This window comes from Agromyces sp. G08B096 (assembly GCF_040267705.1).
GTDB lineage: Bacteria > Actinomycetota > Actinomycetes > Actinomycetales > Microbacteriaceae > Agromyces.
In genome coordinates this window covers 1,928,713-1,953,367 of sequence record NZ_CP158374.1, presented here as the reverse complement: position 1 = coordinate 1,953,367, position 24,655 = coordinate 1,928,713, and the positions used below count along the sequence as shown (strand labels likewise).

At 70.5% G+C, this 24,655-nt stretch carries 20 protein-coding genes; 19 read left to right on the top strand and 1 reads right to left on the bottom strand.

Annotated features, from left to right (window positions below; translation table 11 throughout):
* The first annotated feature begins 78 nt into the window (after positions 1–78).
* The 19 genes from rsmH (at position 79) to dnaE (ending at position 23,156) form a co-directional block, all read left to right on the top strand.
* Positions 79–1,032, top strand: a complete 954-nt coding sequence (gene rsmH, locus ABIQ69_RS09425) for a 16S rRNA (cytosine(1402)-N(4))-methyltransferase RsmH (RefSeq protein ID WP_350346868.1) — start codon at positions 79–81, stop codon at positions 1,030–1,032.
* Complete coding sequence (locus tag ABIQ69_RS09420) at positions 1,029–1,625, top strand: hypothetical protein (protein ID WP_350346867.1); 597 nt, start codon at positions 1,029–1,031, stop codon at positions 1,623–1,625. Before rsmH ends, ABIQ69_RS09420 begins: the two co-directional genes overlap by 4 nt.
* A 26-nt stretch (positions 1,626–1,651) precedes the next feature.
* Entirely contained in the window at positions 1,652–3,463 is a 1,812-nt protein-coding gene (locus ABIQ69_RS09415; protein ID WP_350346866.1) for a penicillin-binding protein 2, read from the top strand.
* A 13-nt stretch (positions 3,464–3,476) separates the two neighbouring features.
* A complete protein-coding gene (locus ABIQ69_RS09410) occupies positions 3,477–5,030 on the top strand; it encodes a UDP-N-acetylmuramoyl-L-alanyl-D-glutamate--2,6-diaminopimelate ligase (RefSeq protein WP_350346865.1) in 1,554 nt (517 codons plus the stop codon).
* Positions 5,027–6,439 carry a UDP-N-acetylmuramoyl-tripeptide--D-alanyl-D-alanine ligase gene (gene murF, locus ABIQ69_RS09405; RefSeq protein WP_350346864.1) on the top strand — a complete coding sequence of 471 codons (1,413 nt, stop codon included), beginning with the start codon at positions 5,027–5,029 and terminating at the stop codon, positions 6,437–6,439. The genes ABIQ69_RS09410 and murF overlap by 4 nt, the downstream gene beginning before the upstream one ends.
* A gap of 100 nt (positions 6,440–6,539) precedes the next feature.
* Positions 6,540–7,637, top strand: coding sequence for a phospho-N-acetylmuramoyl-pentapeptide-transferase (gene mraY / locus ABIQ69_RS09400; protein WP_350346863.1), 1,098 nt, complete (start codon positions 6,540–6,542; stop codon positions 7,635–7,637).
* A complete protein-coding gene (gene murD / locus ABIQ69_RS09395) occupies positions 7,634–9,169 on the top strand; it encodes a UDP-N-acetylmuramoyl-L-alanine--D-glutamate ligase (protein WP_350346862.1) in 1,536 nt (511 codons plus the stop codon). Before mraY ends, murD begins: the two co-directional genes overlap by 4 nt.
* The gene (ftsW, locus tag ABIQ69_RS09390; protein WP_350346861.1) at positions 9,126–10,544 is read left to right on the top strand and encodes a putative lipid II flippase FtsW; all 1,419 of its coding nucleotides are present in this window, start codon (positions 9,126–9,128) and stop codon (positions 10,542–10,544) included. The genes murD and ftsW overlap by 44 nt, the downstream gene beginning before the upstream one ends.
* A complete protein-coding gene (murG, locus tag ABIQ69_RS09385; RefSeq protein WP_350346860.1) occupies positions 10,541–11,641 on the top strand; it encodes an undecaprenyldiphospho-muramoylpentapeptide beta-N-acetylglucosaminyltransferase in 1,101 nt (366 codons plus the stop codon). The genes ftsW and murG overlap by 4 nt, the downstream gene beginning before the upstream one ends.
* An 88-nt stretch (positions 11,642–11,729) precedes the next feature.
* On the top strand, positions 11,730–13,133 hold the full coding sequence (murC, locus tag ABIQ69_RS09380) for a UDP-N-acetylmuramate--L-alanine ligase (protein ID WP_350346859.1): 1,404 nt from the start codon (positions 11,730–11,732) through the stop codon (positions 13,131–13,133).
* 214 nt (positions 13,134–13,347) lie between these two features.
* Positions 13,348–14,211, top strand: a complete 864-nt coding sequence (locus ABIQ69_RS09375; protein ID WP_350346858.1) for an FtsQ-type POTRA domain-containing protein — start codon at positions 13,348–13,350, stop codon at positions 14,209–14,211.
* 181 nt (positions 14,212–14,392) lie between these two features.
* The gene (ftsZ, locus tag ABIQ69_RS09370; RefSeq protein WP_350346857.1) at positions 14,393–15,598 is read left to right on the top strand and encodes a cell division protein FtsZ; all 1,206 of its coding nucleotides are present in this window, start codon (positions 14,393–14,395) and stop codon (positions 15,596–15,598) included.
* Positions 15,595–16,290, top strand: coding sequence for a YggS family pyridoxal phosphate-dependent enzyme (locus tag ABIQ69_RS09365; RefSeq protein ID WP_350346856.1), 696 nt, complete (start codon positions 15,595–15,597; stop codon positions 16,288–16,290). Before ftsZ ends, ABIQ69_RS09365 begins: the two co-directional genes overlap by 4 nt.
* 41 nt (positions 16,291–16,331) lie before the next feature.
* Positions 16,332–16,808: a cell division protein SepF gene (gene sepF, locus ABIQ69_RS09360; protein ID WP_350346855.1), complete on the top strand. Its 477-nt coding sequence runs from the start codon at positions 16,332–16,334 to the stop codon at positions 16,806–16,808.
* An 11-nt stretch (positions 16,809–16,819) separates the two neighbouring features.
* Positions 16,820–17,137, top strand: coding sequence for a YggT family protein (locus tag ABIQ69_RS09355; protein WP_350346854.1), 318 nt, complete (start codon positions 16,820–16,822; stop codon positions 17,135–17,137).
* 139 nt (positions 17,138–17,276) lie between these two features.
* Positions 17,277–17,975: a DivIVA domain-containing protein gene (locus tag ABIQ69_RS09350; protein ID WP_350346853.1), complete on the top strand. Its 699-nt coding sequence runs from the start codon at positions 17,277–17,279 to the stop codon at positions 17,973–17,975.
* A complete protein-coding gene (gene lspA / locus ABIQ69_RS09345; protein ID WP_350346852.1) occupies positions 17,965–18,603 on the top strand; it encodes a signal peptidase II in 639 nt (212 codons plus the stop codon). The genes ABIQ69_RS09350 and lspA overlap by 11 nt, the downstream gene beginning before the upstream one ends.
* Positions 18,604–18,607: 4 nt before the next feature.
* Positions 18,608–19,531 (top strand): RluA family pseudouridine synthase, encoded by a 924-nt coding sequence (locus ABIQ69_RS09340; RefSeq protein ID WP_350346851.1) that lies wholly within the window; start codon positions 18,608–18,610, stop codon positions 19,529–19,531.
* A gap of 106 nt (positions 19,532–19,637) precedes the next feature.
* Positions 19,638–23,156: a DNA polymerase III subunit alpha gene (gene dnaE, locus ABIQ69_RS09335; protein ID WP_350346850.1), complete on the top strand. Its 3,519-nt coding sequence runs from the start codon at positions 19,638–19,640 to the stop codon at positions 23,154–23,156.
* Here the strand turns inward: dnaE and ABIQ69_RS09330 are convergent.
* Positions 23,111–24,643 (bottom strand): DUF2142 domain-containing protein, encoded by a 1,533-nt coding sequence (locus tag ABIQ69_RS09330; protein ID WP_350346849.1) that lies wholly within the window; start codon positions 24,641–24,643, stop codon positions 23,111–23,113. The two genes, dnaE and ABIQ69_RS09330, sit on opposite strands and share 46 nt — an antisense overlap.
* Positions 24,644–24,655: the final 12 nt, after the last annotated feature.

Sequence of the window (24,655 nt, the reverse complement as noted above, 5' to 3'; positions counted from 1 at the left end):
CCGTACGCGCCTGGCGCACTTCCCCGCATCAGGACGAACGGATGGGGATCGGAATCCGGGACGAGTCCCGAACGCACTATGGACATCGAACGCATTCACACTCCCGTCATGCTCGAGCGCACCGTCGAGCTCCTCGCCCCGGCCATCTCGGCCGAGGGCTCGGTGCTGGTCGATGCGACGCTCGGCATGGGCGGACACACGGCGGCGCTGCTCGAGCGGTTCCCCGGCCTCACGATCATCGGCCTCGACCGCGACACCGACGCGCTCGCGATCGCGCGGGAGCGACTGGCTCGCTTCGGCGAGCGGGCGCGGTTCGTGCACACCGTGTACGACGGCATCGCGAGCGCCGTGCGGTCAGAGGGCCGCGGCGAGGTGCAGGGCATCCTGTTCGATCTCGGCGTCTCCTCGCTCCAGCTCGACCGCGCCGAGCGCGGCTTCGCGTACGCCAAGGACGCGCCGCTCGACATGCGGATGGACGCGACCCGCGGGCGCACCGCGGCGGACGTCCTCGCGGAGGAGAGCGAGGAGGAACTGCGGCGGATCTTCCTCGACTACGGCGAGGAGAAACTCGCCGCGAGGTACGCCCGCGCCATCGTCCGCGCCCGCGCCGAGGAACCCATCACCCGTTCGGCCGAACTGGTGCGCATCATCGACCGGGCGACGCCCGCCGCATTGCAGCGCGCCGGGCACCCGGCCAAGCGCGTGTTCCAGGCTCTGCGCATCGAGGTCAACGAGGAGCTGTCGGTGCTCGAACGGGCCATCCCCGCCGCCCTCGACGTGCTCGCCGTCGGCGGCCGGATGGTCGTGCTGTCGTACCAGTCGCTCGAGGACCGCATCGTGAAGCGGGCCCTGCAGCAGGCGTCCAGCTCCACCGCGCCGGCCGGCCTGCCCATGGAGTTGCCCGAGCATCGCCCGCAGTTCAAGCTCCTCGTCCGAGGGGCTGAGCTCGCGAGCGAGGCGGAACAGGCGGAGAACCCGCGAGCCAAGCCGGTGCGACTGCGCGCCGCCGAACGAGTGAGGAGGCCGTCATGAGCGCCGTGCCGGCCCAGTCCCTGCCGATTCCCGCGAAGCGCGGGGAGGAGAAGCCGCACCGCCGGCTCCGTCCGGTCGCCGAGCCGGGCACGCGCCAGCGGCCCAAGCTCGTCTACGCGATCATCGCGCTCGGCGGCATCGCCGTCATCGTCGTGGTGCAGCTGCTCTTCTCCGTCGCGATGACGGAGGGGGCGTACGAGATCGACGACTACGAACTCCGTCAGGTGCAGCTCGCGCGTGAGGAGCAGAAGCTCCGGGAGACGATCGACGCGCTGGAGTCGCCGCAGTCGGTCGCCCAGAAGGCGGAGGCGCTCGGCATGGTGCCGAACGCCGCGCCGGTGTACCTGCGCCTGTCCGACGGCGCCGTGCTCGGCCAGCCGAGCGAGGCGACCGGATCGGCGCCCGGCTCGCCCGAACTGGTGCCGAACTCGCTGATCGACGACCTGCCGTCGGAGCAGCGGGCGGGCGGCGCCGCGCCGGGAGAGACTGGCGCCGAGCAGGCCGCCGCCCACGCAGCCGGGGGATCCGCTGCCGGAGCCGCCGGTTCGCCGGTCGTCCCGGCAGACGGCCTGCCGACGCCCGCCACGCACTGACCACGCCGAACGGAGGAACCCCGAGGATGCGACGCACGAGCCAGCACCCCGTCCGACGAGCCGTCGCCGCGGGAGTACTGCTCGTCGTCTTCATCGGCGTCTTCCTGGTGCGGCTGGTCGACATCCAGGTCGTGCGCGCGGCGGAGTACAACGCCGCCGCCGAGGACGTGCGCTCCCGCTCGGTGACCGTGTTCGGCTCCCGCGGCGACATCGTCGACGCCAACGGCGTGGTGCTCGCCGACAGCGTCATGCGCTACGACATCGCCGTCTCGCCGAAGCAGGCGAGGTCGGCGCCGTTCGAGCGCGAGGTGCCCGACCCCGAGGATCCGTCATCGAGCGAGACCGTCGATGTCCCGGTGGAGCAGGCCGCGGCGGAGCTCGGCGAGGCGCTCGGCATGAGCGCCGAGCAGGTGCTCAAGATCATCGATGACGCCCTCGCCGAGAATCCCGACTCCGATTTCGCCTACGTCGCGAAGCTCGTGGACACCTCGACCTACGAGCGGGTCAACGAACTCGACATTCCATGGGCGGTCCCATACGAGCATCCCAGCCGGCGCTACCCGAACGGTGCCGTCGCCGGCAACCTCATCGGCTTCATGGGCGACGACGGGGAACCGCTGGCCGGCCTCGAGCTCTCCGCCGACGAATGCCTCGCGAGTGAGGACGGCGAGGTCTCCCAGCTCCGCAGCCTCCGCGACTGGGTGACCATCCCCGGCAGCGAGCGCGTGGTCAAGCAGGCGCACGACGGAGGCACGCTACAGCTCACGATCGACGCCGATCTGCAGTACGCGGTGCAGCGCATCGCAGCGGCGCGCGTCGAGGAGCTCGACGCCGAGTGGGCGATCGTGACCGTCATGGAGGCCAAGACCGGCCGGCTCCTCGCCGTCGCCGACGTGCCGACCGTCGACCCCAACGACCCGACCGCCGCGGCGGAGGCCGACCGCGGATCCCGCGCGTTCACCGCGCCGTACGAACCCGGCTCGACGTTCAAGGCGCTGACCGCGGCATCCGTCATCGATGCCGGCCAGGGCGACCCGACGAGCCAGATCACCGCCCCGTACCGCATCACGCCCGACGGTGCCGACATCAACGACTCGTACGTGCACGGCGACCTGCCGCTGACGCTCACGGGCGTGATGATCGAGTCGTCGAACACGGGCATGTCCCTGTTCGGCGAGCGCGTGTCGGACGAGCAGCGCTTCCAGGACATGGTCGACTTCGGACTCGGCACCCAGACCGAGGTCGGGTTCCCGGCGGAGGAGCCGGGCGACCTGCACGGGGGGCCCGAGGGGTGGGCGGCCGACAGTCAGACCCGCTACGCCACGATGTTCGGCCAGGGCCTCACGACCACCGCGATCCAGATCGCGAGCGTCTACCAGACGATCGCGAACAACGGCGTGCGCATGCCGGTGACCCTCGTCGACGGATGCCGCAATGAGGACGGCACCGTCACCGGTCGACCGTCGACGGAGGGACGTCAGGTCGTCTCGGAGCAGGCGGCCGACCAGGTGTCGCAGATGCTCGAGCGGGTGTACACCGACGGGTGGCTGCACGACCAGTGGGAGATCCCCGGCTACCGGATCGCGGCGAAGACCGGAACCGCCCAGTTCCCCGACGGGCACGGCGGATATCGCAAGGAATACCTGGTCTCGGTCTCCGGTTTCGCGCCCGCCGACGACCCGCAGTTCGTCGTTTCGGTGAGCATCATGAATCCCGTTAAGATGAATTCGTCCGCCGCATCCGCCCCCGTCTTCAGAGACGTGATGAGCCAGGTGCTGAAAACATATCGGACCGCTCCATCCGGCGCTCCGGCGCCCGAGCTGCCAGCCACCTGGTGAGAAAGTTGGGTTCGTGACCGGATCGCCTTCCACGGCTCTCCGGCCGCAGCATCCGAGTCCCCGGCCGCTCCGCGGCCTCGCCGACGCGTTCGGGCTCGAGGTGCGCGGCGATATCGACGGGGTCGAGGTCAGCGGGGTGAGCCTCGCCTCGGGCGCGGTGCAGTCCGGCGACCTCTACGTGGGCGTGCCGGGCCGCAACGCGCACGGCGCCGCGTACGCGGCTGCCGCCGCCGAGCGTGGCGCGGTGGCGGTGCTGACGGATGCCGCGGGGGCCGAACTCGTCGCGCAGCTCGTCCCGGACCTGCCCGTGCTGGTGACCGACGATGCACGTGCGGCGCTCGGCGCCGTCGCCGCGTGGATCCACCGCACCGCGGAGAACCCGGCGACCCTGTTCGCGGTGACCGGCACCAATGGCAAGACGAGCGTCGTGTACCTCCTCTACGGCATCCTCCAGCAGCTGGGCATCCTCGCCGGACTCACGTCGACGGCCGAGCGACGCATCGGCGACGAGGCCGTCACGAGCTCGCTCACGACGCCCGAGGCGAGCGAGCTGCACGCCCTGCTCGCGCGGATGCGCGAGGTCGAGGTGCGCGCGGTCGGGGTCGAGGTCTCCGCGCAGGCGCTCTCCCGCCACCGCGTCGACGGACTCGTCTTCGACGTGGCCGGGTTCACGAATCTCAGCCACGACCACCTCGACGACTACACGTCGATGCAGGAGTATTACGACGCGAAGCTCGCGCTGTTCCAGCCCGAGCGGGCGCGCCGCGGCGTCGTCACGGTCGACTCCGAGTGGGGCAGGCTGCTCGTGGAAGACTCGCGCATCCCGGTGACGACGCTCACGACGCGCCCCGACGTCGAGGCCGACTGGCGGCTGACGGTCGGCGCCGAGACGGCCACGCACACCGATTTCGTGCTCGAAGGCCCCGACGGTCGCAGCATCACGTCGAGCGTGCCGCTGCTCGGCTGGTACATGGCGGCGAACGCCGCGCTCGCGATCGTGATGCTCGTCGAGTCGGGTGTCGACGCCGGCCGCATCGCGGAGGTGCTCGAGCGCGACGGAGGCATCCGCGCCTACATCCCGGGCCGCGCGGAGCGCGTGTCCGGCGACCGGGGCCCGCTCGTCTACATCGACTACGGGCACAGTCCCGACGCATTCCTGCAGACCCTCGGCGCGATCCGCAAGTTCGTCGAAGGCCGGCTCATCATGCTGTTCGGCGCCGACGGCGACCGTGATACGACCAAGCGGGCCGAGATGGGCGCGATCGCCGCACGCGGCGCCGACGTCGTGGTGGTCACCGACTTCCACCCCCGCACCGAAGACCCTGCGGCGATCCGCGCCGCGCTCATCGCCGGGGCCAGAGCCGCGGTCCCCGAGCGCGAGATCCACGAGATCGCCGACCCCCGCGCCGCGTTCCGTGCGGCCCTGGCGCTCGCTCGCGAGGGCGACGCCATCCTGTATGCCGGCCCAGGCCACGAGGACTACCACGAGGTGAACGGAGTGAAGATCCCCTACTCGGCACGAGACGACGCCAGACAGGCCCTGCGCGAGGCGGGGTGGCCGGCATGATCGCCCTCTCCCTGGCCGAGATCGCGGAGGCGGTCGGCGGTGAGCTGCGCCTCGAGGGCACGGATGCCACGCCGTCGACGGTCGTCGACGGCCCGGTGACGACCGACTCCCGCGAGGTGGAGGCCGGCGGGGTCTTCGTCGCCAAGCCGGGCGAGTTCGACGACGGACACCGCTTCGCCTCCTCCGCTGTGGAGCGCGGTGCAGCGCTGCTGGTCGTCGAGCGCGCGCTCGACCTCGCCGTGCCGCAGGTCGTCGTCGCCGACTCGGTCGAGGCGCTCGGCACCCTCGCCACGGAGGTCGTCGCACGGGTCCGCGCGCTCGGCCGGCTGAAGGTCGTTGGCGTGACCGGGTCGAACGGCAAGACCACGACGAAGAACCTGCTGCGAGAGATCCTCGGCGGCGCCGGGCGGACCGTCGCCAGCCGCAAGTCGTTCAACAACGAGGTGGGCGGGCCGATCACGATGCTGGAGGTCGCGGAGGACACCCAGTTCCTCGTGGCCGAGATGGGCGCCTCCGGCATCGGCGAGATCGCGAGGCTCGTCCGCATGGCGCGGCCCGACGTCGGCATCGTGCTGAAGGTCGGCCTCGCCCACGCGGGCGAGTTCGGCGGGATCGAGCAGACCGTGCGGGCGAAGTCCGAGATGGTCACCGATCTGCTGCCCGGCGACGTCGCGGTCCTGAACGCCGACGATCCCCGCGTGGCCGGCATGGCCGGCCTCACCCGCGCCCAGGTGGTCTGGTTCGGACTGGGGGAATCCGCCGACGTCCGGGCCACCGACATCGTCGTGCACGCGCGCGGCACCGAGTTCACGGTGACGGTCCCCGGCGGGGCATCCGCTCGCGTGCGGTTCGGCGTCCTCGGCGAGCACCACATCATGAACGCCCTCGCGGCCACCGCCGCGGCGATCGAGCTCGGCGTCGCCCTCGAGGTCGTCGTCGAGGCGCTCGAGCGGGTGACCCTCGCCGAGCAGTGGCGCATGCAGGTTCTGGGCGGCCGCGACGGCGTCACCGTCATCAACGACGCGTACAACGCGAGCCCCGACTCCATGGCGGCCGCGCTGAAGACGCTCGCCCAGGTGCAGCAGCCCGGCACGCGCACGATCGCGGTGCTGGGGGAGATGAGCGAGCTCGGCGAGTTCTCCGGCGAGGAGCACGACCGCATCGGCCTGCTCGCCGTGCGGCTCGGGATCTCGCAGCTCGTCGTCGTCGGTCCGGGCGCGCGGCGCCTGCACATCTCCGCCATCAACGAGGGATCGTGGGATGGCGAGTCGGCATACGTCGACACGGCCGACGAGGCGTACGACCTCGTCGTGTCCTCCGTGCGCCCCGGCGACACGGTGCTCGTGAAATCGTCGAACGCGGCGGGGCTCCGCCACCTCGGCGACCGACTGGGAGAATGGTTCTCGTGAGCTCAGCAGACGTACGCGGCGGGTCGGACTCGACCATCAGCCCCGCCGGCCGTGCCGGCCGGGCCCGCCACCTCGGCCACCGTCCCGGAGCGTGGTCCGCGTGAGGGCGCTGCTGACCGCGGGCGCGTTGTCGCTCGCCTTCACCCTGTTCCTGACGCCGCTGTTCATCCGGCTGTTCACGAAGCTCGGCTGGGGTCAGTTCATCCGCGACGACGGGCCGCAGAGCCACCACGTCAAGCGCGGCACGCCCACGATGGGCGGCATCATCTTCATCCTGGGCACCCTGTTCGGGTATTTCACCGCCACGCTCCTCGTAAGCAACGAGCGCCCGACGGCCTCCGGCCTGCTGGTGCTGCTCATGATGGTGGGCCTCGGCATCGTGGGCTTCATCGACGACTTCCTGAAGACGCGGAAGAAGCAGAGCCTCGGCCTGGGCGGGTGGGCGAAGGTCGCCGGTCAGGTGGTCGTCGCGGGCGTCTTCGCCCTGCTCGCCCTGCAGTTCCCGAACCAGCAGGGGGAGACTCCGGCAGACACGCGGATCTCGTTCATCCGCGACCTGCCGCTCGATTTCCTGGTGTTCGGCACGATCGTCGGCATCATCCTCTACGTCGTCTGGATCTGCCTGATCACGGTCGCCGCCTCGAATGCGGTCAACGTGACCGACGGCCTCGACGGGCTCGCGGGCGGCGCCTCAATCCTCGCGATCGGCTCGTTCATCATCATCGGCTTCTGGCAGTTCAACCAGTCCTGCTACGGCGACAACCTGAACCCGAGCGACGAGTACCGGTGCTACGAGGTGCGCGACCCGCTCGATCTCGCGATCGTCGCGACCGCGATCGTCGGCGGACTGGTCGGCTTCCTCTGGTGGAACACCAACCCCGCGCACATCTACATGGGCGACACCGGCTCGCTCGCGCTCGGCGGCGCGTTCGCGGCGCTCGCGATCGTGAGCCACACCGAGCTGCTCGCCATCCTCATCGGCGGACTCTTCGTGATCGAGACCGGCTCGGTCGTGATCCAGCGGGCCTACTTCAAGCTCACAGGCGGCAAACGCATCTTCCTCATGAGTCCGATCCACCACCACTTCGAATTGAAGGGCTGGGCCGAGGTCACCATCGTGGTGCGCTTCTGGATCATCGCGGGCCTGCTCGCGGCCGCCGGCGTCGGCAGCTTCTACTTCGAATGGCTGCAGCGATGACGGATGCCCCGGCCTCGCGCCTCGACGGGCTGACCAGCTGGCACGCCGACTGGAGCGGGCTCCGCGTCGCGGTGCTCGGCCTCGGCGTCACCGGCTTCGCGGTGGCCGACACGCTCACCGAACTGGGCGCGGACGTGCTCGTGCTCGCGCCGGCGCGCGACGACGACCGGGCGCGCATCCTCGAGGTCATCGGCGCGAAGCTCGTCACCGATCCGCTGGAGGCGGTTCCGGCCGAGCTCGAGGCGTTCGCTCCCGAGCTGCTCATCGCCTCGCCCGGCTTCCATCCCGACCATCCCGTGCTCGAGTGGGCCGGTGGAGCCGGTGTGCCCGTGTGGGGCGACATCGAGCTCGCGTGGCGCGTCCGCGACAAGGTGAACGCGGCCGACTGGATCCTCGTCACCGGCACGAACGGCAAGACCACGACGGTGCAGCTGGCCGCGACCCTGCTCGCCGCGAACGGCCTGCGCGCCGCGCCGTGCGGCAACATCGGCGTGCCCGTGCTCGATGCCGTGCGCGACCCCGGCGGGTTCGATGTGCTCGTCGTGGAGCTCTCGAGCTATCAGCTGCACCACGTGCCGACCGAGGGGCCGGGGGCCATCCATCCGTGGGCCGCGGCCTGCCTGAACCTCGCCGACGATCACCTCGACTGGCACGGGTCGCTCGAGGCGTATGCGGCCGCGAAGGGGAAGGTGTACGCGAACACGCGCGTGGCGTGCGTGTACAACCGGGCCGACGAGGCCACCCGCCGCATGGTGGAGGACGCCGAGGTCGAGGAGGGCGCCCGGGCGATCGGCTTCGGCCTGGACACCCCGGGCCCGAGCGATTTCGGGGTCGTCGAGGGGATCCTCTGCGACCGGGCCTTCCTCGAGGAGCGCCGCACGGCCGCCCTCGAGCTCGCGACGCTCGACGAACTCGAGCCGCTCGGCCTCGGCGCGCCGCACGTGGTGGCCAACATCCTCGCCGCCGCCGCGCTGGTGCGCTCCTACGGCGTTCCGGCGCCCGTGGTGCACGACGCCCTGCTCGACTTCCGGCTCGACGCGCACCGCATCGAGACGGTCGCCCTCGCGGGGGGCGTCCGCTGGATCGACGACTCGAAGGCGACGAACCCGCACGCCGCCGAGGCATCCCTCCGCGCCTTCGGCCGGGTGATCTGGATCGTCGGGGGCCTCTTGAAGGGCGTCGACGCCGATGCGCTCGTCGCCGCGCACGTCGACCGGCTCCGCGCCGCGATCGTGATCGGCCGCGACCGGCAGGCGCTGGTCGCCGCGTTCGCCCGACACGCGCCCGAGCTGCCGCTGTTCGAGGTGACGACGGATGACACTGGCCTCGTGATGCCCGAAGCGGTCGCCCTCGCGGCGGCCGTCGCGGAGGAGGGCGACACCGTGCTCCTCGCGCCGGCGGCCGCGTCGATGGACCAGTTCGCGGACTACGCCGACCGCGGACGTCGGTTCCACGAAGCGGTCCGCTCGATGCTGGGAGGTGAGGCGGATGGCGACTCCGCCCAAGAGCCCGCGCGCGGCGAAGACGGCTGATCGCGCCGGAGCCGGAGTCGCCGCCGCGCGCATCCGGCTCGGCCAGGTGTTCCGCGCCGAGTCCGGCGACTACTTCCTGCTGCTCGGCACCGTGCTCTTCCTCGTCGTCCTCGGGCTCGTGATGGTGTTCTCCTCGTCGCTCGTGCAGTCGAAGATCGAGGAGGACGACTTCCTGGTCCAGGCGGGGCGGCAGGGCCTGTGGGCACTCTTCGGTGTGCCGATCATGCTCTTCGCGAGCCGGGTGCCCGAGCGCGTCTGGATGCGCTTGGCGTGGCCTGCGCTCGTGCTCTCGTGCGCCATGCAGCTGCTCGTGGTGGCCACGCCGCTCGGCATCGAGATCGGCGGCAACACGAACTGGCTCGCCATCGGCTCGTTCCAGTTCCAGCCGTCCGAGGCGATCAAGGTCGCGCTGGTGCTCTGGCTCGGACTCATCGTCACGAAGAAGCAGGACCGCATGGGCGACTTCGTCCACGGCATCGTGCCGATCCTGCTCGTCGGCGGGGGAGCGATCGGCCTGGTTCTGCTCGGCGGCGACCTCGGCACCGTGATGGTCATGGCCGCGATGCTGCTCGGCGCGCTCTTCCTCATCGGGGTGAGGCTCCGGCTGCTCCTCATCCCGATGGTGCTCGGCGCGGTGGTCTTCGGCATCGTCGCGGTCTCGAGCGACAGCCGCATGCGCCGCATCAGCTCGTTCCTCCAGGAGAACTGCACGACGATCGACCAGGCCGACTGCTGGCAGGTGCAGCACGGCACGTTCGCCCTGGCGAACGGCGGGATCTTCGGCGTCGGGCTCGGCAACTCGGCCGCGAAGTGGTCCTGGCTTCCGGCCGCTGACAACGACTTCATCTTCGCGATCATCGGAGAGGAGCTCGGCCTGATCGGCGCGATCGTGGTGCTCGGCCTGTTCGTGCTGCTCGCGATCGCCTTCGCACGGGTGCTGCGGAGTGCGAAGACGCCGTTCGCACGGGCCGCGACCGCCGCGGTGATGGTGTGGGTCATCGTCCAGGCGTGTGTCAACATCGGAGTCGTGCTGAAGGTCTTCCCCGTCCTCGGCGTCCCGTTGCCCCTGGTGTCCGCCGGCGGCACGGCGCTGCTCACGACGCTCTTCGCGATCGGCATCGTGCTCTCGGTCGCGCGGGACCCCGAGGCTGCGGCGCGTGCCGCCGCCCGGCTCCAGGCACGCCGTGCCGCGCGCAGCGGCCAGCCGGCGCCGTCACCGGCTCCTGTCGCTCCGGCCCCCGCCCTGCGTGCGGTGCCGGCTCCGGCAGCGGGCGGTCGCCGCACGCCGGGTCAGCGCGGCGCGGGTGCCACGCCGGGCACGCCCCGGGCGTCGGCGCGCACGAGCCGGCCGGCGCCGGAGCGGGGCGAGCGGTGACGACCTATCTCCTCGCCGGCGGCGGGACCGCCGGCCACGTGAACCCCCTGCTCGCGGTCGCCGACCGGCTGCGCAAACGTGATCCCGACGCGGAGGTGCTCGTGCTCGGCACCGCGGAGGGGCTTGAGGCGCGCCTGGTGCCGGCACGGGGGTACGAGCTGTTGACGATCGCGAAGGTGCCGTTCCCGCGTCGGCCGAACCGGCAGGCCGTCGCCTTCCCGACGCGGTTCCGCCGCTCGATCGAAGACGTGCGGCGCATCCTCGACGAACGCGCCGTGGACCTCGTGGTCGGGTTCGGCGGCTACGTCTCGACGCCGGCGTACCTGGCGGCCCGCCGTGCCGGCATCCCGATCGCGATCCACGAGGCGAACGCGCGGCCCGGGCTCGCGAACCGCCTCGGCGTCCGGTACGCCGCCGCCACCGGCGTCGCGTTCGACGGCACGCCCCTCACCGGGGCGGAGCTGGTCGGCATGCCGCTCCGCCGCGAGATCGAGACGCTCGACCGGCAGGCGGTCCGGGAGGACGCCGCGGCCTGGTTCGACCTCGATGCCGCGCGCCCGGTGCTCGTCGTCACCGGCGGCTCGCTCGGCGCGCGGCGCATCAACACGACGATCGCGGCCAGCGCGGCGGACCTCCTCGCCACGGGCTGGCAGGTGCTGCACGTCACCGGTGCGGCCAGCGAGGTGCCCGACCCGGGGCTCCCCGGGTACCGGATGGTGGAGTACGCCGACCGGATGGACCTCGCCCTCGCCCTGGCCGATGCCGCCGTGTCGCGCGCCGGCGCCGCGACCGTGAGCGAACTGGCCGCCCTCGGCATCCCCGCCGTGTACGTGCCGTATCCCGTGGGCAACGGCGAGCAGCGCTTCAACGCCGCCCCGGTGGTCGCCGCAGGCGGCGGCATCCTGGTGGAGGACCGGGAGTTCACGCCCGAGTGGGTGCGCGCCGAGCTCGTCCCGCTCCTCGGCGACCGCGCCCGGGTCGAGGCCATGGGCCGCGCCGCGGCATCCGCCGGCTTCCGCGACGGCACCGACCGCATGGTCGCGCTCCTCGACCGCGCACTCGGCGCGGGTGCCCGGGGTCCCGCCCGACCCGCGTAACGTTGAAGCAGGATGTCCCAGGGCATCCGGGCGACACCGCCGTCGTCCGCCCACCCCGACCCCACGACCGCTGGAAGGCCCGCCGCACGTGACCATCAAGCCCGACCCGTCCGTCAAGATCCCAGCCGACCTCGGCGCCGTGCACTTCGTCGGCATCGGCGGTTCCGGCATGAGCGGCATCGCGCGGCTGGTGCTCGGCGACGGTCACCGGGTGACCGGGTCGGACGCCCGCGACTCCGACAACATCCGCGCGCTGCGCGACCTCGGCGCCGAGATCGCGATCGGCCACGACGCGGCGAACCTGCCGGAGGACGCGGACACCGTCGTCGTCACCGGCGCGCTCTGGCAGGACAACCCCGAGTACCAGCTGGCGCTCGAGCGGGGCCTTCCCGTCCTCCACCGGTCGCAGGCGCTTGCGGCGCTCATCGCGGGGCGCCGCCTCGTCTCCGTGGCCGGAGCGCACGGCAAGACCACCTCGACCGGCATGATCGTCACGGGACTCCTGGCACTCGGCGAAGATCCGAGCTTCGTGAACGGCGGCGTCATCGAGGAGCTCGGGGTGAGCTCGGCCGCCGGCGCGGGCGACCTGTTCGTCGTCGAGGCCGACGAGTCCGACGGCTCCTTCCTCCTCTACGACACGTCGATCGCGCTCATCACGAACGTCGATCCCGACCACCTCGACCACTACGGCTCGCTGGAAGCCTTCGAGCAGGCGTTCGTCGACTTCGCCGACCGGTCGCGCGAGCTCGTCGTGATCTCCAGCGACGATCCGGGCGCGCAGCGCGTCACGGCGCGACTCGCGCACGAGCGCGTGGTCACCTTCGGTGAGGCCGACGATGCCACGGTCCGCGTGCACTCCATCGCGACCGAAGGTCCGGTGTCGTTCGCGCTCGACTACGAGGGACGAACGTACCGTGCGGTGCTGCGCATCCCCGGCCGGCACAACGCGATCAACGCCGCCGGCGCCTTCGCCGTGCTCGTGGGGCTCGGCCACGACCCGGCCGCGGCGCTCGCGGGCATCGAGCGGTTCGCCGGGACGGGTCGCCGGTTCGAGTTGCACGGCACCGTCGGAGGCGTGAGCGTCTACGACGACTACGCCCACCACCCGACCGAGGTGGCCGCGGCGCTGGCCGCGGCGCGCACCGTCGTCGGCGACGGCCGGATCATCGCCGTCCACCAGCCGCACCTCTACAGCCGGACCCGGCTCTTCGCCAAGGAGTTCGCCGAGGTGCTGGAGCAGTACGCCGACGAGACGGTCGTGCTCGACGTGTACGGCGCGCGTGAGGACCCGGAGCCCGGCGTGACCGGCGCGCTCGTGAGCACGCGATTCGAGGATGCCTCGCACGTGGCGTTCATCGCGGACTGGCAGGAGGCCGCCGATCACACGGCGCGCATCGCGCGCGAGGGCGACTTCGTGATCACGCTCGGCTGCGGCGACGTGTACCGGATCGTGCCGCAGCTGCTCACCGCCCTCGAGCGGGAGCGCGGGTGAGCGAGGCGCGCCGGTGAAACGGCCGCAGGGCTTCGACGGCGGGGCGGTGCGGCGGCCGGCCGGGGCGTCGTCGTCGACCGGTGCCGCTCCCGGCGGGTCGCCGGGGCGGCCCTCGCGTCGTTCGGGCGCGCCGGCACGCGGAACGGCGCCGGAGGCGGCGACGCCGCCCATCGCCCCGGACGCTCGGGACCGGACGCCGACGGAGCCGATCCCCGTGATCCCGCACGAGGCGGCGCAGCCCGCCGCTGATCCGACGGCCCGCCCCGACGGGTTCCCGCCGATCGCCACGCCGTCCGACTCGACCTCCGCGGATGCGCGCGCCGCGCGCCGGGCGCTCGCGAAGGCGCGGCGTGCCCGCCGCCGCTACGAGCGCCAGGAGGTCCGCCGGTTCACCCAGCGGTCCAGGCGTCGCCGGCTCGCCTGGCTCGTCGGAGCCGGTACGGTGCTCGTCGTCGCGGCGGGGCTCGTGGGCGCCGCGTACTCGCCCCTGATGGCGCTGCGCGAAGTCCGCATCGAGGGCGCCCAGCGTATTCCGGTCGCCGAGCTGCAGGGCGCCTTCGCGGCCGATCTCGGCACGCCGCTGCCGCTGATCACCTCGGCGGATGTGCGGGACGCGCTCGGTGCGTTCCCCCTCATCGAGACGTACTCCACGGAGACGCTGCCGCCCAGCACGCTGGTCGTCCGGATCGTCGAGCGGACGCCGGTCGGGGTCGTCGCGTCCGACGACGGCGGGCTCGAGCTCGTCGACGCCGCCGGCGTGGTGATCGAACGCCCCGCGGAGCGGCCGGAGGGGCAGCCGCTCATCGAAGCCGGACCGGTGACGAGCGCGGGCTTCCGCGCCGCCGCCGCCGTGATCCGGAGCCTGCCGCCCGAGGTGCGCCCGCTCGTCGTGCACGCGACGGCCGAGACCGTCGACGACGTGCGGCTGGAGCTCGCGGGCGGGGCATCCGTCATCTGGGGGAGTGCGGACGAACCGGGCCTGAAGGCGGAAGTGCTGGCGAAGCTCATGGCGTCTGCGCCGCCCGACTCGGTGTCGCATTACGACGTGTCGGCGCCGATGAGCCCGGTCGTCGGCTGACGGAGCGCGATGGGGTCATCCCCGGGAGGCGATCGGTCGGATCCAGGCGACGGATCGCGACACGCGGGGCCTCCTGGCGGAGGAGAGGCGGCTGACGGCCTACCGTCAGTCGCAGGAATTGCATACTCGGAGAAACTTTAACCTTCCACTTGAGGTTCAGGGTTCGCACGGAGGGCCGGACATGTCGACAAACCAGAACTACCTCGCCGTCATCAAGGTCGTCGGCATCGGCGGCGGCGGCGTCAACGCCGTCAACCGCATGATCGAGCTCGGCCTCCGCGGCGTCGAGTTCATCGCGATCAACACCGACGCCCAGGCGCTGCTCATGTCCGATGCGGACGTGAAGCTCGACGTCGGCCGCGACCTCACCCGGGGTCTCGGTGCCGGAGCCGACCCCGAGGTCGGCCGGCGTGCCGCCGAAGACCACGCCGAGGAGATCGAGGAAGCCCTCGCCGGCGCCGACATGGTGTTCGTGACCGCCGGCGAAGGCGGCGGCACGGGCACGGGCGGTGCGCCCGTCGTGGCCCGCATCGCCAAGTCGATCGGGGCGCTCACCATCGGTGTCGTCACCAAGCCCTTCAGCTTCGAGGGCAAGCGCCGCCAGACCCAGGCCGAGCAGGGCGTCGCACGCCTCAAGGAAGAGGTCGACACGCTCATCGTCGTGCCGAACGACCGGCTCCTCGAGATCAGCGACCGCGGCATCTCCATGCTCGAGGCCTTCGCCACCGCCGACCAGGTGCTCCTCGCGGGTGTCCAGGGCATCACCGACCTGATCACCACCCCCGGCCTCATCAACCTCGACTTCGCCGACGTGAAGTCGGTGATGCAGGGCGCCGGGTCCGCGCTCATGGGCATCGGCTCCTCGCGCGGGGCCGATCGGGCGATCAAGGCCGCCGAGCTCGCCGTCGCGAGCCCGCTGCTCGAAGCCTCGATCGACGGGGCGCACGGCGTGCTCCTCTCCATCCAGGGCGGCTCGAACCTCGGCATCTTCGAGATCAACGACGCCGCTCGGCTCGTGCAGGAGGCGGTGCACCCCGAAGCGAACATCATCTTCGGCGCCGTCATCGACGACACGCTCGGCGACGAGGTGCGCGTGACGGTCATCGCGGCCGGGTTCGACGGCGGCGAGCCGCAGCCGAAGGAGCACGCGGAGGCCCGCCGTTCGAGCTTCGCCCCCGCCGCCGTCGGCGCCGCGGTCGGTGCCGGTGCCGGGGTCGCGAGCTCGCTGCCGGAGAGCGCGGAGCCGATCGCCGAGATCGACATCGAAGAGCTCGTCGAGTCCGCGAACTGGGGTGAGATCGACACCACCACGGGCGACCAGATCGTGAGCGACCCCGCGTTCGACGACGGCGACGACGACCTCGACATCCCCGACTTCCTGAAGTGACCGACGAGCTCCACCCCGTCGTCGACACCGCCGGCCTCGCCGAGCGTCTCGGACGCGTGCGCGCCGACATCGCCGATGCCGCCGCGGAGGCCGGCCGAGACGCCGGCGAGCTCACGACGATCGTCGTCACGAAGTTCCACCCCGCGGAACTCGTCTCCGAGCTCGCCGCCCTCGGCGTGCGCGACGTGGGGGAGAACCGTCACCAGGAAGCCCAGGCGAAAGCGGCCGAGCTCGCCCACCTCGGGCTGAACTGGCATTTCGTCGGGCAGCTGCAGAGCAAGAAGGCGCGTCAGGTGCGCGCCTACGCGAGCGCAGTCCATTCGGTCGACCGGCCGGCACTCGTCGACGCGCTGCGATCGGATGCCGCGACCATCGACGCCTTCGTGCAGGTGAACCTCACCGACGATCCCGGTCGCGGCGGCGTCGCGCCGGGCGAGCTCGAATCGCTCGTCGAGCGGGTCCTCGGCACGCCCGGGCTGCGACTGCGCGGCCTCATGGCGGTCGCTCCCCTCGGCGTGCCGGCGCGGCCGGAGTTCGCGCGCGTGCGTGCGCTCTCGGAGCGGGTGCGCGCGCTCGCACCCGGCGCGACCGCCTTGTCCATGGGGATGAGCCACGACTATCGCGACGCCATCTTGGAGGGTGCGACACACCTTCGCATCGGCACGGCAATCACCGGGAATCGCCCGGCCTGAGGTTAGCCTCGAACGAGACGGAACAACGACGGAGGGCAGCGATGTCGAACCCGCTGAAGAAGACCATGGTCTACCTGGGCCTCGCCGACGAGGAGCTCGAGTCGGAGCCCGCGCCGGCTCCCGCCGCCGCAGCGCCGGCGCCAATCGTCCACGCGGCTCCCGCGCCCAAGGGCGGCGCCGCCGTCACGCCGCTGCGCAAGCCCGCACCGCAACCGATCACCCCGCAGGCGGAGATGAACGAGATCCTCACGGTCCACCCGCGTCAGTACCGCGACGCCCAGGTCATCGCGGAGTCGTTCCGCGAGGGCGTGCCCGTCATCATCAACCTCTCGCAGATGTCCGACGCCGACGCCAGGCGCCTGATCGACTTCGCGAGCGGCCTCTCGCAGGGCCTCTACGGCAAGATCGAGCGAGTGACGAGCAAGGTCTTCCTGCTTTCGCCCGCGCACGTCGTCGTGTCGGGTGAAGCCGGCGACGGTGAGGCCGACGCGGACGCGACCTTCTTCTCGCACGCGTAGACTCTCCCGACGTGGGAGCACTGTCAGTCGTCTGGAGCATCCTCTCGACGCTCCTCCTCATCTATTTCTTCGTGATGTGGGCGCGCTTCGTGCTCGACCTCATCCGCACGTTCAACCGCAGCTGGCGCCCGCGCGGCTTCTGGCTCGTGGTGGTCGAGGCGGTCTACACGGTGACGGATCCGCCCGTGCGGTTCTTCCGCCGACTCGTGCCGCCGATCCGCATCGGACAGGTGGCGCTCGACCTCGGGTGGAGCCTCGCGATGCTGCTCGTGATCGTGCTCATGACCATCGTGTCCGGCCTCTCCGCGGCGACCGCCGGGGTCGCCTGACTCCCGGGCGGCGTGCGCCTGACGATCTCCTGCGAGCCTCGCTCGACGAGACGAACGGCACTGCTCCGTCCACGACGACCCTGCTACCGTTAGCAGAACCGATCCGAACCGTTATCGACAGATTTGAGGGTGGGCAGCCATGGCGCTAACTCCGGAAGATGTGGTCAACAAGCGCTTCCAGGCGACGAAGTTCCGCGAAGGCTACGACCAGGACGAGGTCGACGACTTCCTCGACGAGGTCGTCGTCGAACTGCGCCGCCTGAACCAGGAGAACGAGGAGCTGCGTCAGCGTGTGGCCGCCGCCGAGGCCCGTGCCTCCGAGGCCGCCCGGACGGCGCCGTCGGCCCCGACTCCCGCGCCTGCGGCCGCATACGCCGAGCCCGCCGCCCCCGCGCCGACCGTGGCGGTGCCCACCCAGCCGGCCGCGCCCCAGTCCGAGATCGACGAGCAGACGAGCACCACCAACCTGCTGCAGCTGGCCCGCCGGCTGCACGAGGAGCACGTCCGCGAGGGCGTCGAGAAGCGCGACGCGCTCATCGCCGAGGGCCACGCCACCGCGGCGCGGGTCGTCGCCGAGGCCGAGGCGAAGTCGCGTCAGCAGATGACGATCCTCGACCAGGAGCGCGTCGCACTCGAGAAGCGCGTCGACGAGCTGCGCCTGTTCGAGCGCGACTACCGCCAGAAGCTCAAGAGCTACATCGAGGGCCAGCTGCGCGAGCTCGACACGGCCGCTCCCGTGCAGGTGTCGGGCAACCAGGGCTTCTCGGCGCCGGTGAGCGCCCCTGGCCACCAGGGCGAGTCCGCTCCGGCGCCGACGTTCCAGGGCTTTGGCGGCTGAGCGGGGCGGCAAGGCAGCCGGCACACTCACCGCGCTCCTCGTCCTCGTCGGCGCCGCCGTCGTCGCCTACGGGCTCGATCAGCTGAGCAAGGCGCTCGTCGTCCAGCACCTCACGGAGGGCGAGACCGTGCCGGTGCTGGGCACGCTGCTGCAGTGGCAGTTCGTGCGCAACCCCGGCGCGGCCTTCTCGATCGCGAGCGGCATGACGTGGATCTTCACGATCCTCGCCGCCGGCGTGATCACCTTCATCATCTGGTTCGCGCGCCGCATCCGCTCGATCGCGTGGGCGATCGTGTTCGGTCTCCTGCTCGGCGGGGTGCTCGGCAACCTCACCGATCGGCTGTTCCGTGAGCCGAGCTTCGGCCTCGGGCATGTGGTCGACTTCATCTCCACCCCGTGGCTGCTGCCCGCGATCTACAACGTCGCCGACATCGCGATCGTCTCGAGCATGGTGCTGTTCATGATCCTGACGATCCGCGGGATCGGCCTCGACGGATCGCGCGAGGTGCGCCCGTCGAAGGCTGCGAGATCGGCCGCGGCCGACGAACCGGGCGCCACCGCGACGGAGCTCGACCGCGACGACGACGGCACCCCATCGCCTGGTGCCCGGCTCGCGGCCGAGTCCTGACGTCGTGTCGGAGTACCGCGCCCTTCCCGTCCCCGACGGGCTCGACGGCTCGCGCATCGACGCGGGGCTCGCGAAGCTCCTCGGCTTCTCGCGGACCCAGGCGGCGGACATCGCGACCGCCGGCGGTGTCGTCGTCGACGGGCGGGTCGCCGACAAATCGGATCGGCTTCGTGCCGGTGCCTGGCTCGAGGTGAGCTGGGAACCGCCGCGCCCGCTGCAGGTCGAGGCGATCCCGGTCCCCGACCTCGGGATCATCCACGACGACGACGATCTCGTCGTGGTCGACAAGCCCGCGGGGGTGGCGGCGCATCCGTCGGTCGGCTGGGAGGGACCCACGGTCGTCGGCGCCCTCGCCGCGGCCGGGTTCCGGATCTCCACCTCCGGCGCCCCGGAGCGCCAGGGCGTGGTGCACCGTCTCGACGCCGGGACCAGCGGGCTCATGGTCGTGGCGAAGTCCGAGCGCGCCTACACCGAGTTGAAGCGGCAGTTCCACGATCGCGAAGTGGAGAAGATCTACCACACGGTCGTGCAGGGGCATCCCGATCCGTTCGCGGGCACGATCGACGCGCCCGTGGGCCGGCATCCGAGGTCCGACTGGAAGTTCGCCGTAACCGCCGACGGCAAGCACGCCGTGACGCACTACGAGACGCTGGAGGCGTTCCCCTACGCGTCGCTGCTCGAGGTCCACCTCGAGACCGGCCGCACCCACCAGATCCGGGTGCACATGGCTGCTCAGCGGCATCCGTGCGTCGGCGACGCCATGTACGGAGCAGACCCGACCCTGTCGGCCAGGCTCGGCCTCACGCGGCAGTGGCTCCACGCGCGCCAGCTCGGCTTCACGCACCCCGCGACCGGCGACTGGTCGGTGTTCGAGTCGGCGTATCCCGCCGACCTGCAGTACGCGCTCGATTTGCTCCAGTCCGACTGAGCCGGTCGGTGCGGTCGGGCGCCGTGGCGCCGGCCGCACCGTGGGTCGGTCGCCGTACACTCGAAGCACACCCCAGATCCACCCGCAGCATCCGAAGAGGAGCCCAGTGGCCGCCGATTCCTTCGTCCACCTGCACGTGCACTCCGAGTACTCGATGCTCGACGGCGCCGCCCGGATCGGCGAGCTGGTGAAGGCGGCGCAGGGGTACGACATGCCGGCCGTCGCGGTGACCGACCACGGCAACGTCTTCGGCGCGTTCGACTTCTGGAAGCAGGCGACCGACGCCGGAATCAAGCCGATCATCGGCACCGAGGCCTACCTCACGCCCGGCACCCATCGCAGCGACAAGACCCGCGTGCGGTGGGGCAACGGCGGCGGCGACGACGTCTCGGGGTCTGGCGCGTACACCCACATGACGCTGCTCTCCGAGACGACGGAGGGCATGCACAACCTGTTCCGCCTCTCGAGTCTCGCCTCGATCGAGGGCTACTACTTCAAGCCCCGCATGGACCGCGAGCTGCTGCAGACCTACGCGAAGGGGCTCATCGCCACCACGGGGTGCCCCTCGGGCGAGGTGCAGACCCGGCTCCGGCTGGGGCAGTACGAGGAGGCCCGCCAGGCGGCGGCGGACTTCCGCGACATCTTCGGCAAGGAGAACTTCTTCGCCGAGATCATGGACCACGGCCTCGGCATCGAGAAGCGCATCATGGACGACCTGCTGCGCCTCGCGAAAGACCTCGACCTGCCGCTCGTCGCCACGAACGACCTGCACTACACGCACGCGCACGACGCCAAGAGCCATGCCGCGCTGCTGTGCGTGCAGTCCGGTTCCACCCTCGACGACCCGAACCGGTTCAAGTTCGACGCCGACGACTTCTACCTCAAGACCGCCGCGGAGATGCGGCACATCTTCCGCGACCACCCCGAGGCCTGCGACAACACCCTCGCGATCGCCGAGCGCTGCGACGTGCAGTTCAACACGAGCGCGAACTACATGCCGCGATTCCCCGTGCCAGAGGGGGAGAACGAGGAGAGCTGGTTCGTGAAGGAGGTCGAGCGGGGCCTGCACGTGCGCTACCCCGACGGCATCCCCGCCGAGGTGCGCAAGCAGGCCGACTACGAGGTCGGCGTCATCAGCCAGATGGGCTTCCCGGGCTACTTCCTCGTCGTCGCCGACTTCATCAACTGGTCGAAGAACAACGGCATCCGCGTCGGCCCGGGCCGCGGCTCGGGGGCAGGCTCGATGGCGGCCTACGCGATGCGGATCACGGACCTCGACCCGCTGCAGCACGGCCTCATCTTCGAGCGGTTCCTGAACCCAGACCGCGTCTCGATGCCCGACTTCGACGTCGACTTCGACGAGCGTCGTCGCGGCGAGGTGATCAAGTACGTCACCGAGAAGTACGGCGAGGAGCGCGTCGCGCAGATCGTGACCTACGGCACGATCAAGGCGAAGCAGGCGCTGAAGGATTCCAGCCGCGTGCTCGGCTTCCCGTTCGGCATGGGGGAGAAGCTCACCAAGGCGATGCCGCCCGCAATCATGGGCAAGGACATCCCGCTCACCGGCATCCTCGACAAGGATCACCCGCGCTACAAGGAAGCCGGCGACATCCGGGCCATCATCGAGACCGATCCCGACGCGAAGACGGTGTTCGAGACCGCGCTCGGGCTCGAGAACCTGAAGCGCCAGTGGGGCGTGCACGCCGCGGGCGTGATCATGTCGAGCGATCCGCTGATCGACATCATCCCGATCATGAAGCGCGAGCAGGACGGCCAGATCGTCACGCAGTTCGACTATCCGGCGTGCGAGTCGCTCGGCCTGATCAAGATGGACTTCCTGGGGCTGCGGAACCTCACGATCATCGACGACGCGCTCGACAATATCGAGGCGAACCGCGGCTTCCGGCCGGTGCTCGAAGACCTCGCGCTCGACGACCCGGCCGCGTACGAGCTGCTCGGCAAGGGAGACACGCTCGGCGTCTTCCAGCTCGACGGCGGGCCGATGCGGTCGCTGCTGCGGCTCATGAAGCCCGACAACTTCGAGGACATCTCGGCCGTCATCGCACTCTACCGTCCGGGCCCGATGGGTGCGAACTCGCACACGAACTACGCGCTGCGGAAGAACGGGCTGCAGGAGATCACGCCGATCCACCCCGAGCTCGAGGAGCCGCTGAAGGACATCCTCGACACCAGCTACGGCCTGATCATCTACCAGGAGCAGGTCATGGCGATCGCCCAGCGCGTCGCCGGCTTCTCGCTCGGACAGGCCGACATCCTGCGGCGCGCGATGGGCAAGAAGAAGAAGTCCGAGCTCGACAAGCAGTACGAGGGCTTCTCGGCCGGCATGAAGGCCAACGGCTACTCGGATGCCGCGATCAAGACGCTCTGGGACATCCTGCTGCCATTCTCCGACTACGCCTTCAACAAAGCGCACTCGGCCGCCTACGGCGTGCTCAGCTACTGGACGGCGTACCTCAAGGCCCACTACCCGGCGGAGTACATGGCGGCGCTCCTCACGAGCGTCGGCGATGCGCGCGACAAGCTCGCGCTCTACCTCAACGAGTGCCGACGCATGGGCATCAAGGTGCTGCCACCCGACGTGAACGAGTCGATCGGCTTCTTCGCGGCCGTCGGCGACGACATCCGGTTCGGGCTCGGGGCGGTGCGCAACGTCGGATTCAACGTGGTCGACGCGATCCGCGCCGCGCGCGAGAAGGAGGGCCGGTTCGAGTCGTTCCACGACTTCCTGAAGAAGGTGCCGATCCAGGTCGCGAACAAGCGCACCGTGGAGTCCCTCGTGAAGGCGGGGGCCTTCGACTCGCTCGGGCACACCCGGCGCGCGCTCGTCGAGATTCACGAGGGCGCCGTCGAGTCGGCGGTGAAGGAGAAGCGCGCCGAGGAGAACGGCGATGTCGGGTTCGACTTCGACAGCCTCTTCGAGGAGCACGAGAAGGCCGCGGCGCCCTCGCCCGTGCCCGACCGGCCCGAATGGGCGAAGAAGGACAAGCTCGCGTTCGAGCGCGAGATGCTGGGGCTGTACGTGTCCGACCACCCGCTCGCCGGGCTGGAGGCGCCGCTCGCGAAGCACGCGTCCACGACCATCGCCGACCTCATGGCGTCCGACGCCACGCAGGACGGCGACACGGTGACGGTCGCCGGCCTCGTGACGAGCGTGCAGCACCGCGTGGCGCGGCAGAGCGGCAACCAGTACGGCATGATCCAGGTCGAGGACTTCTCCGGCGAGATCACCGTCATGTTCATGGGCAAGGCGTACCAGGAGTTCGCGCCCGGGCTCCGCGGCGACTCGATCGTGGTCGTCCGGGGGCGGGTCAGCATGCGCGATGACGGCATGAACCTGCACGCGTACAGCGTGTTCGAGCCCGAGCTCGGGCAGGGTGAGGACACCGGCCCGGTGATGATCTCGATCCCCGACGTCCGGGCGACCACCGACACCATCACCGCGCTCGGCGACGTCCTCACCCGGCATCGCGGAGACACCGAGGTGCGGCTGAAGCTCACGAAGGGGCGCGTCGCGCGCGTCTTCGAGCTGCCCTACCCGGTGAACGTGAGCGCCGACTTCTACGGGGAGCTGAAGAGCCTCCTCGGGCCGAACTGCCTCACCTGACCGGTCGCCGCCCCGTAGCAGATGCAAATTGCGCACAGCACGGCGAAGGCGATCGCGGTCATCATCCAGAGCGCCATCGGGCCGATGGGCAACGCTGACCACCACCATTCGATGCCCGCATCCAGATTGATCCAGCGGGCATCCAGACCGGTCACGTAGCGGCGAAGTGTCACCCACTGCACGACGAGATTGGCTACCCACGCGGCCACGGTGATGCAAGTGAGATGTGCGACGTTCATCCTCGCGTTCGGACCGTTGAGTCCGAAGAGGCTCAACATCGCGATCATGATGAGGAGCGGGTAGAGGTACCTGGACTGCACGCCCTGGCCCACCAGGATCTGGTCGCGCATGAGCCAGATCATCGGGAGGAAAATCAGCAGCGACACGAGGATCATCAGGGAGATCACCTTGCGCCAGGTCAGGAGGCGCAGTCCGAGGAATACGACGCCTCCGAATGCGAGAATCGTTGAGAACCAGACGACACCCGGAGTCACAGTCCCGAGCCACAGCGACTGAGTTCCGAGCGGAGCCCCGAATGCGCCTGCCCAGAGCTCCGGAAGGCGGGTGAGGTTGGTCCAGAGCAGCTGGATCGAGTTGAGTGTTGCGCTCGAAGGGTCGAGTGGGGTGCTGAGATCAACTCCGGGATTCACGGCGTTGGACTGACCGAAACTCAAGAATACGGCGATGCTGACCGCTGTCAGCACTGCCGGGAACACTGCGAGGCGCGCGAACAAACGGGTTCGCCTCGCCGTCAGCAGCGTTGCGATGACGATCGAGACGGTCGCGAAGGCCGCTGCATCACTTCGAGAACCGGCACCTAGGATCAACGCAACGATGGCGAGCCCCGCGAACGCGAGCCGCCGTCGCAGCTCGGGCGCCTCGTAGTACCCGAGCACCGCCAGCCACATCGTCGACGCCGAGATCACCCCCCAACCGCTCGGGTTCACGCTCGAGATCAGGAACATACCGAACGGTGCAATCGTGGCCAGGGCGCCCCAGACGAGAAGTCCCCGCCGTGCGCGGGGCAGCAGTAGGAACAAAGCGAACATCATGCCGACATAGATGAACGCATTGAATGCACGCATCATCAGCAACGACGCTGAGAAATCGGTCGTGGCGAACACGCTCATGACCGCGTAGAAGACCGGTGGATACACCGCGTCGAAATTCCCACGATCGGTTTCGACAAGGAGGGACGCAGGCTGTCGGGGACACGTCGCGGCCTGGTCGGGCAGGTGGTCGAAGCAGCGGTGAGCCGTCAGGAGCTCGACTGGAACCATGCGAGTGCGAGCGTTCGAGGAAGGTTCGCATAGCCCCTCGCGTTCACCACCACCGCACCAGATGCTCGCGAGGTGGAAATCCTCGTCGGGACTCGATGCGAGCGGTGTTGAGAGAGACCAGCCGAGCAGCGTGATCAGCAGTGCGACGGGAGCCACGATCAGCGCAGCGACACGGCCGGCTTTCGATGAGTGGAAGGTAGTGCGCACCCCGATGCACCG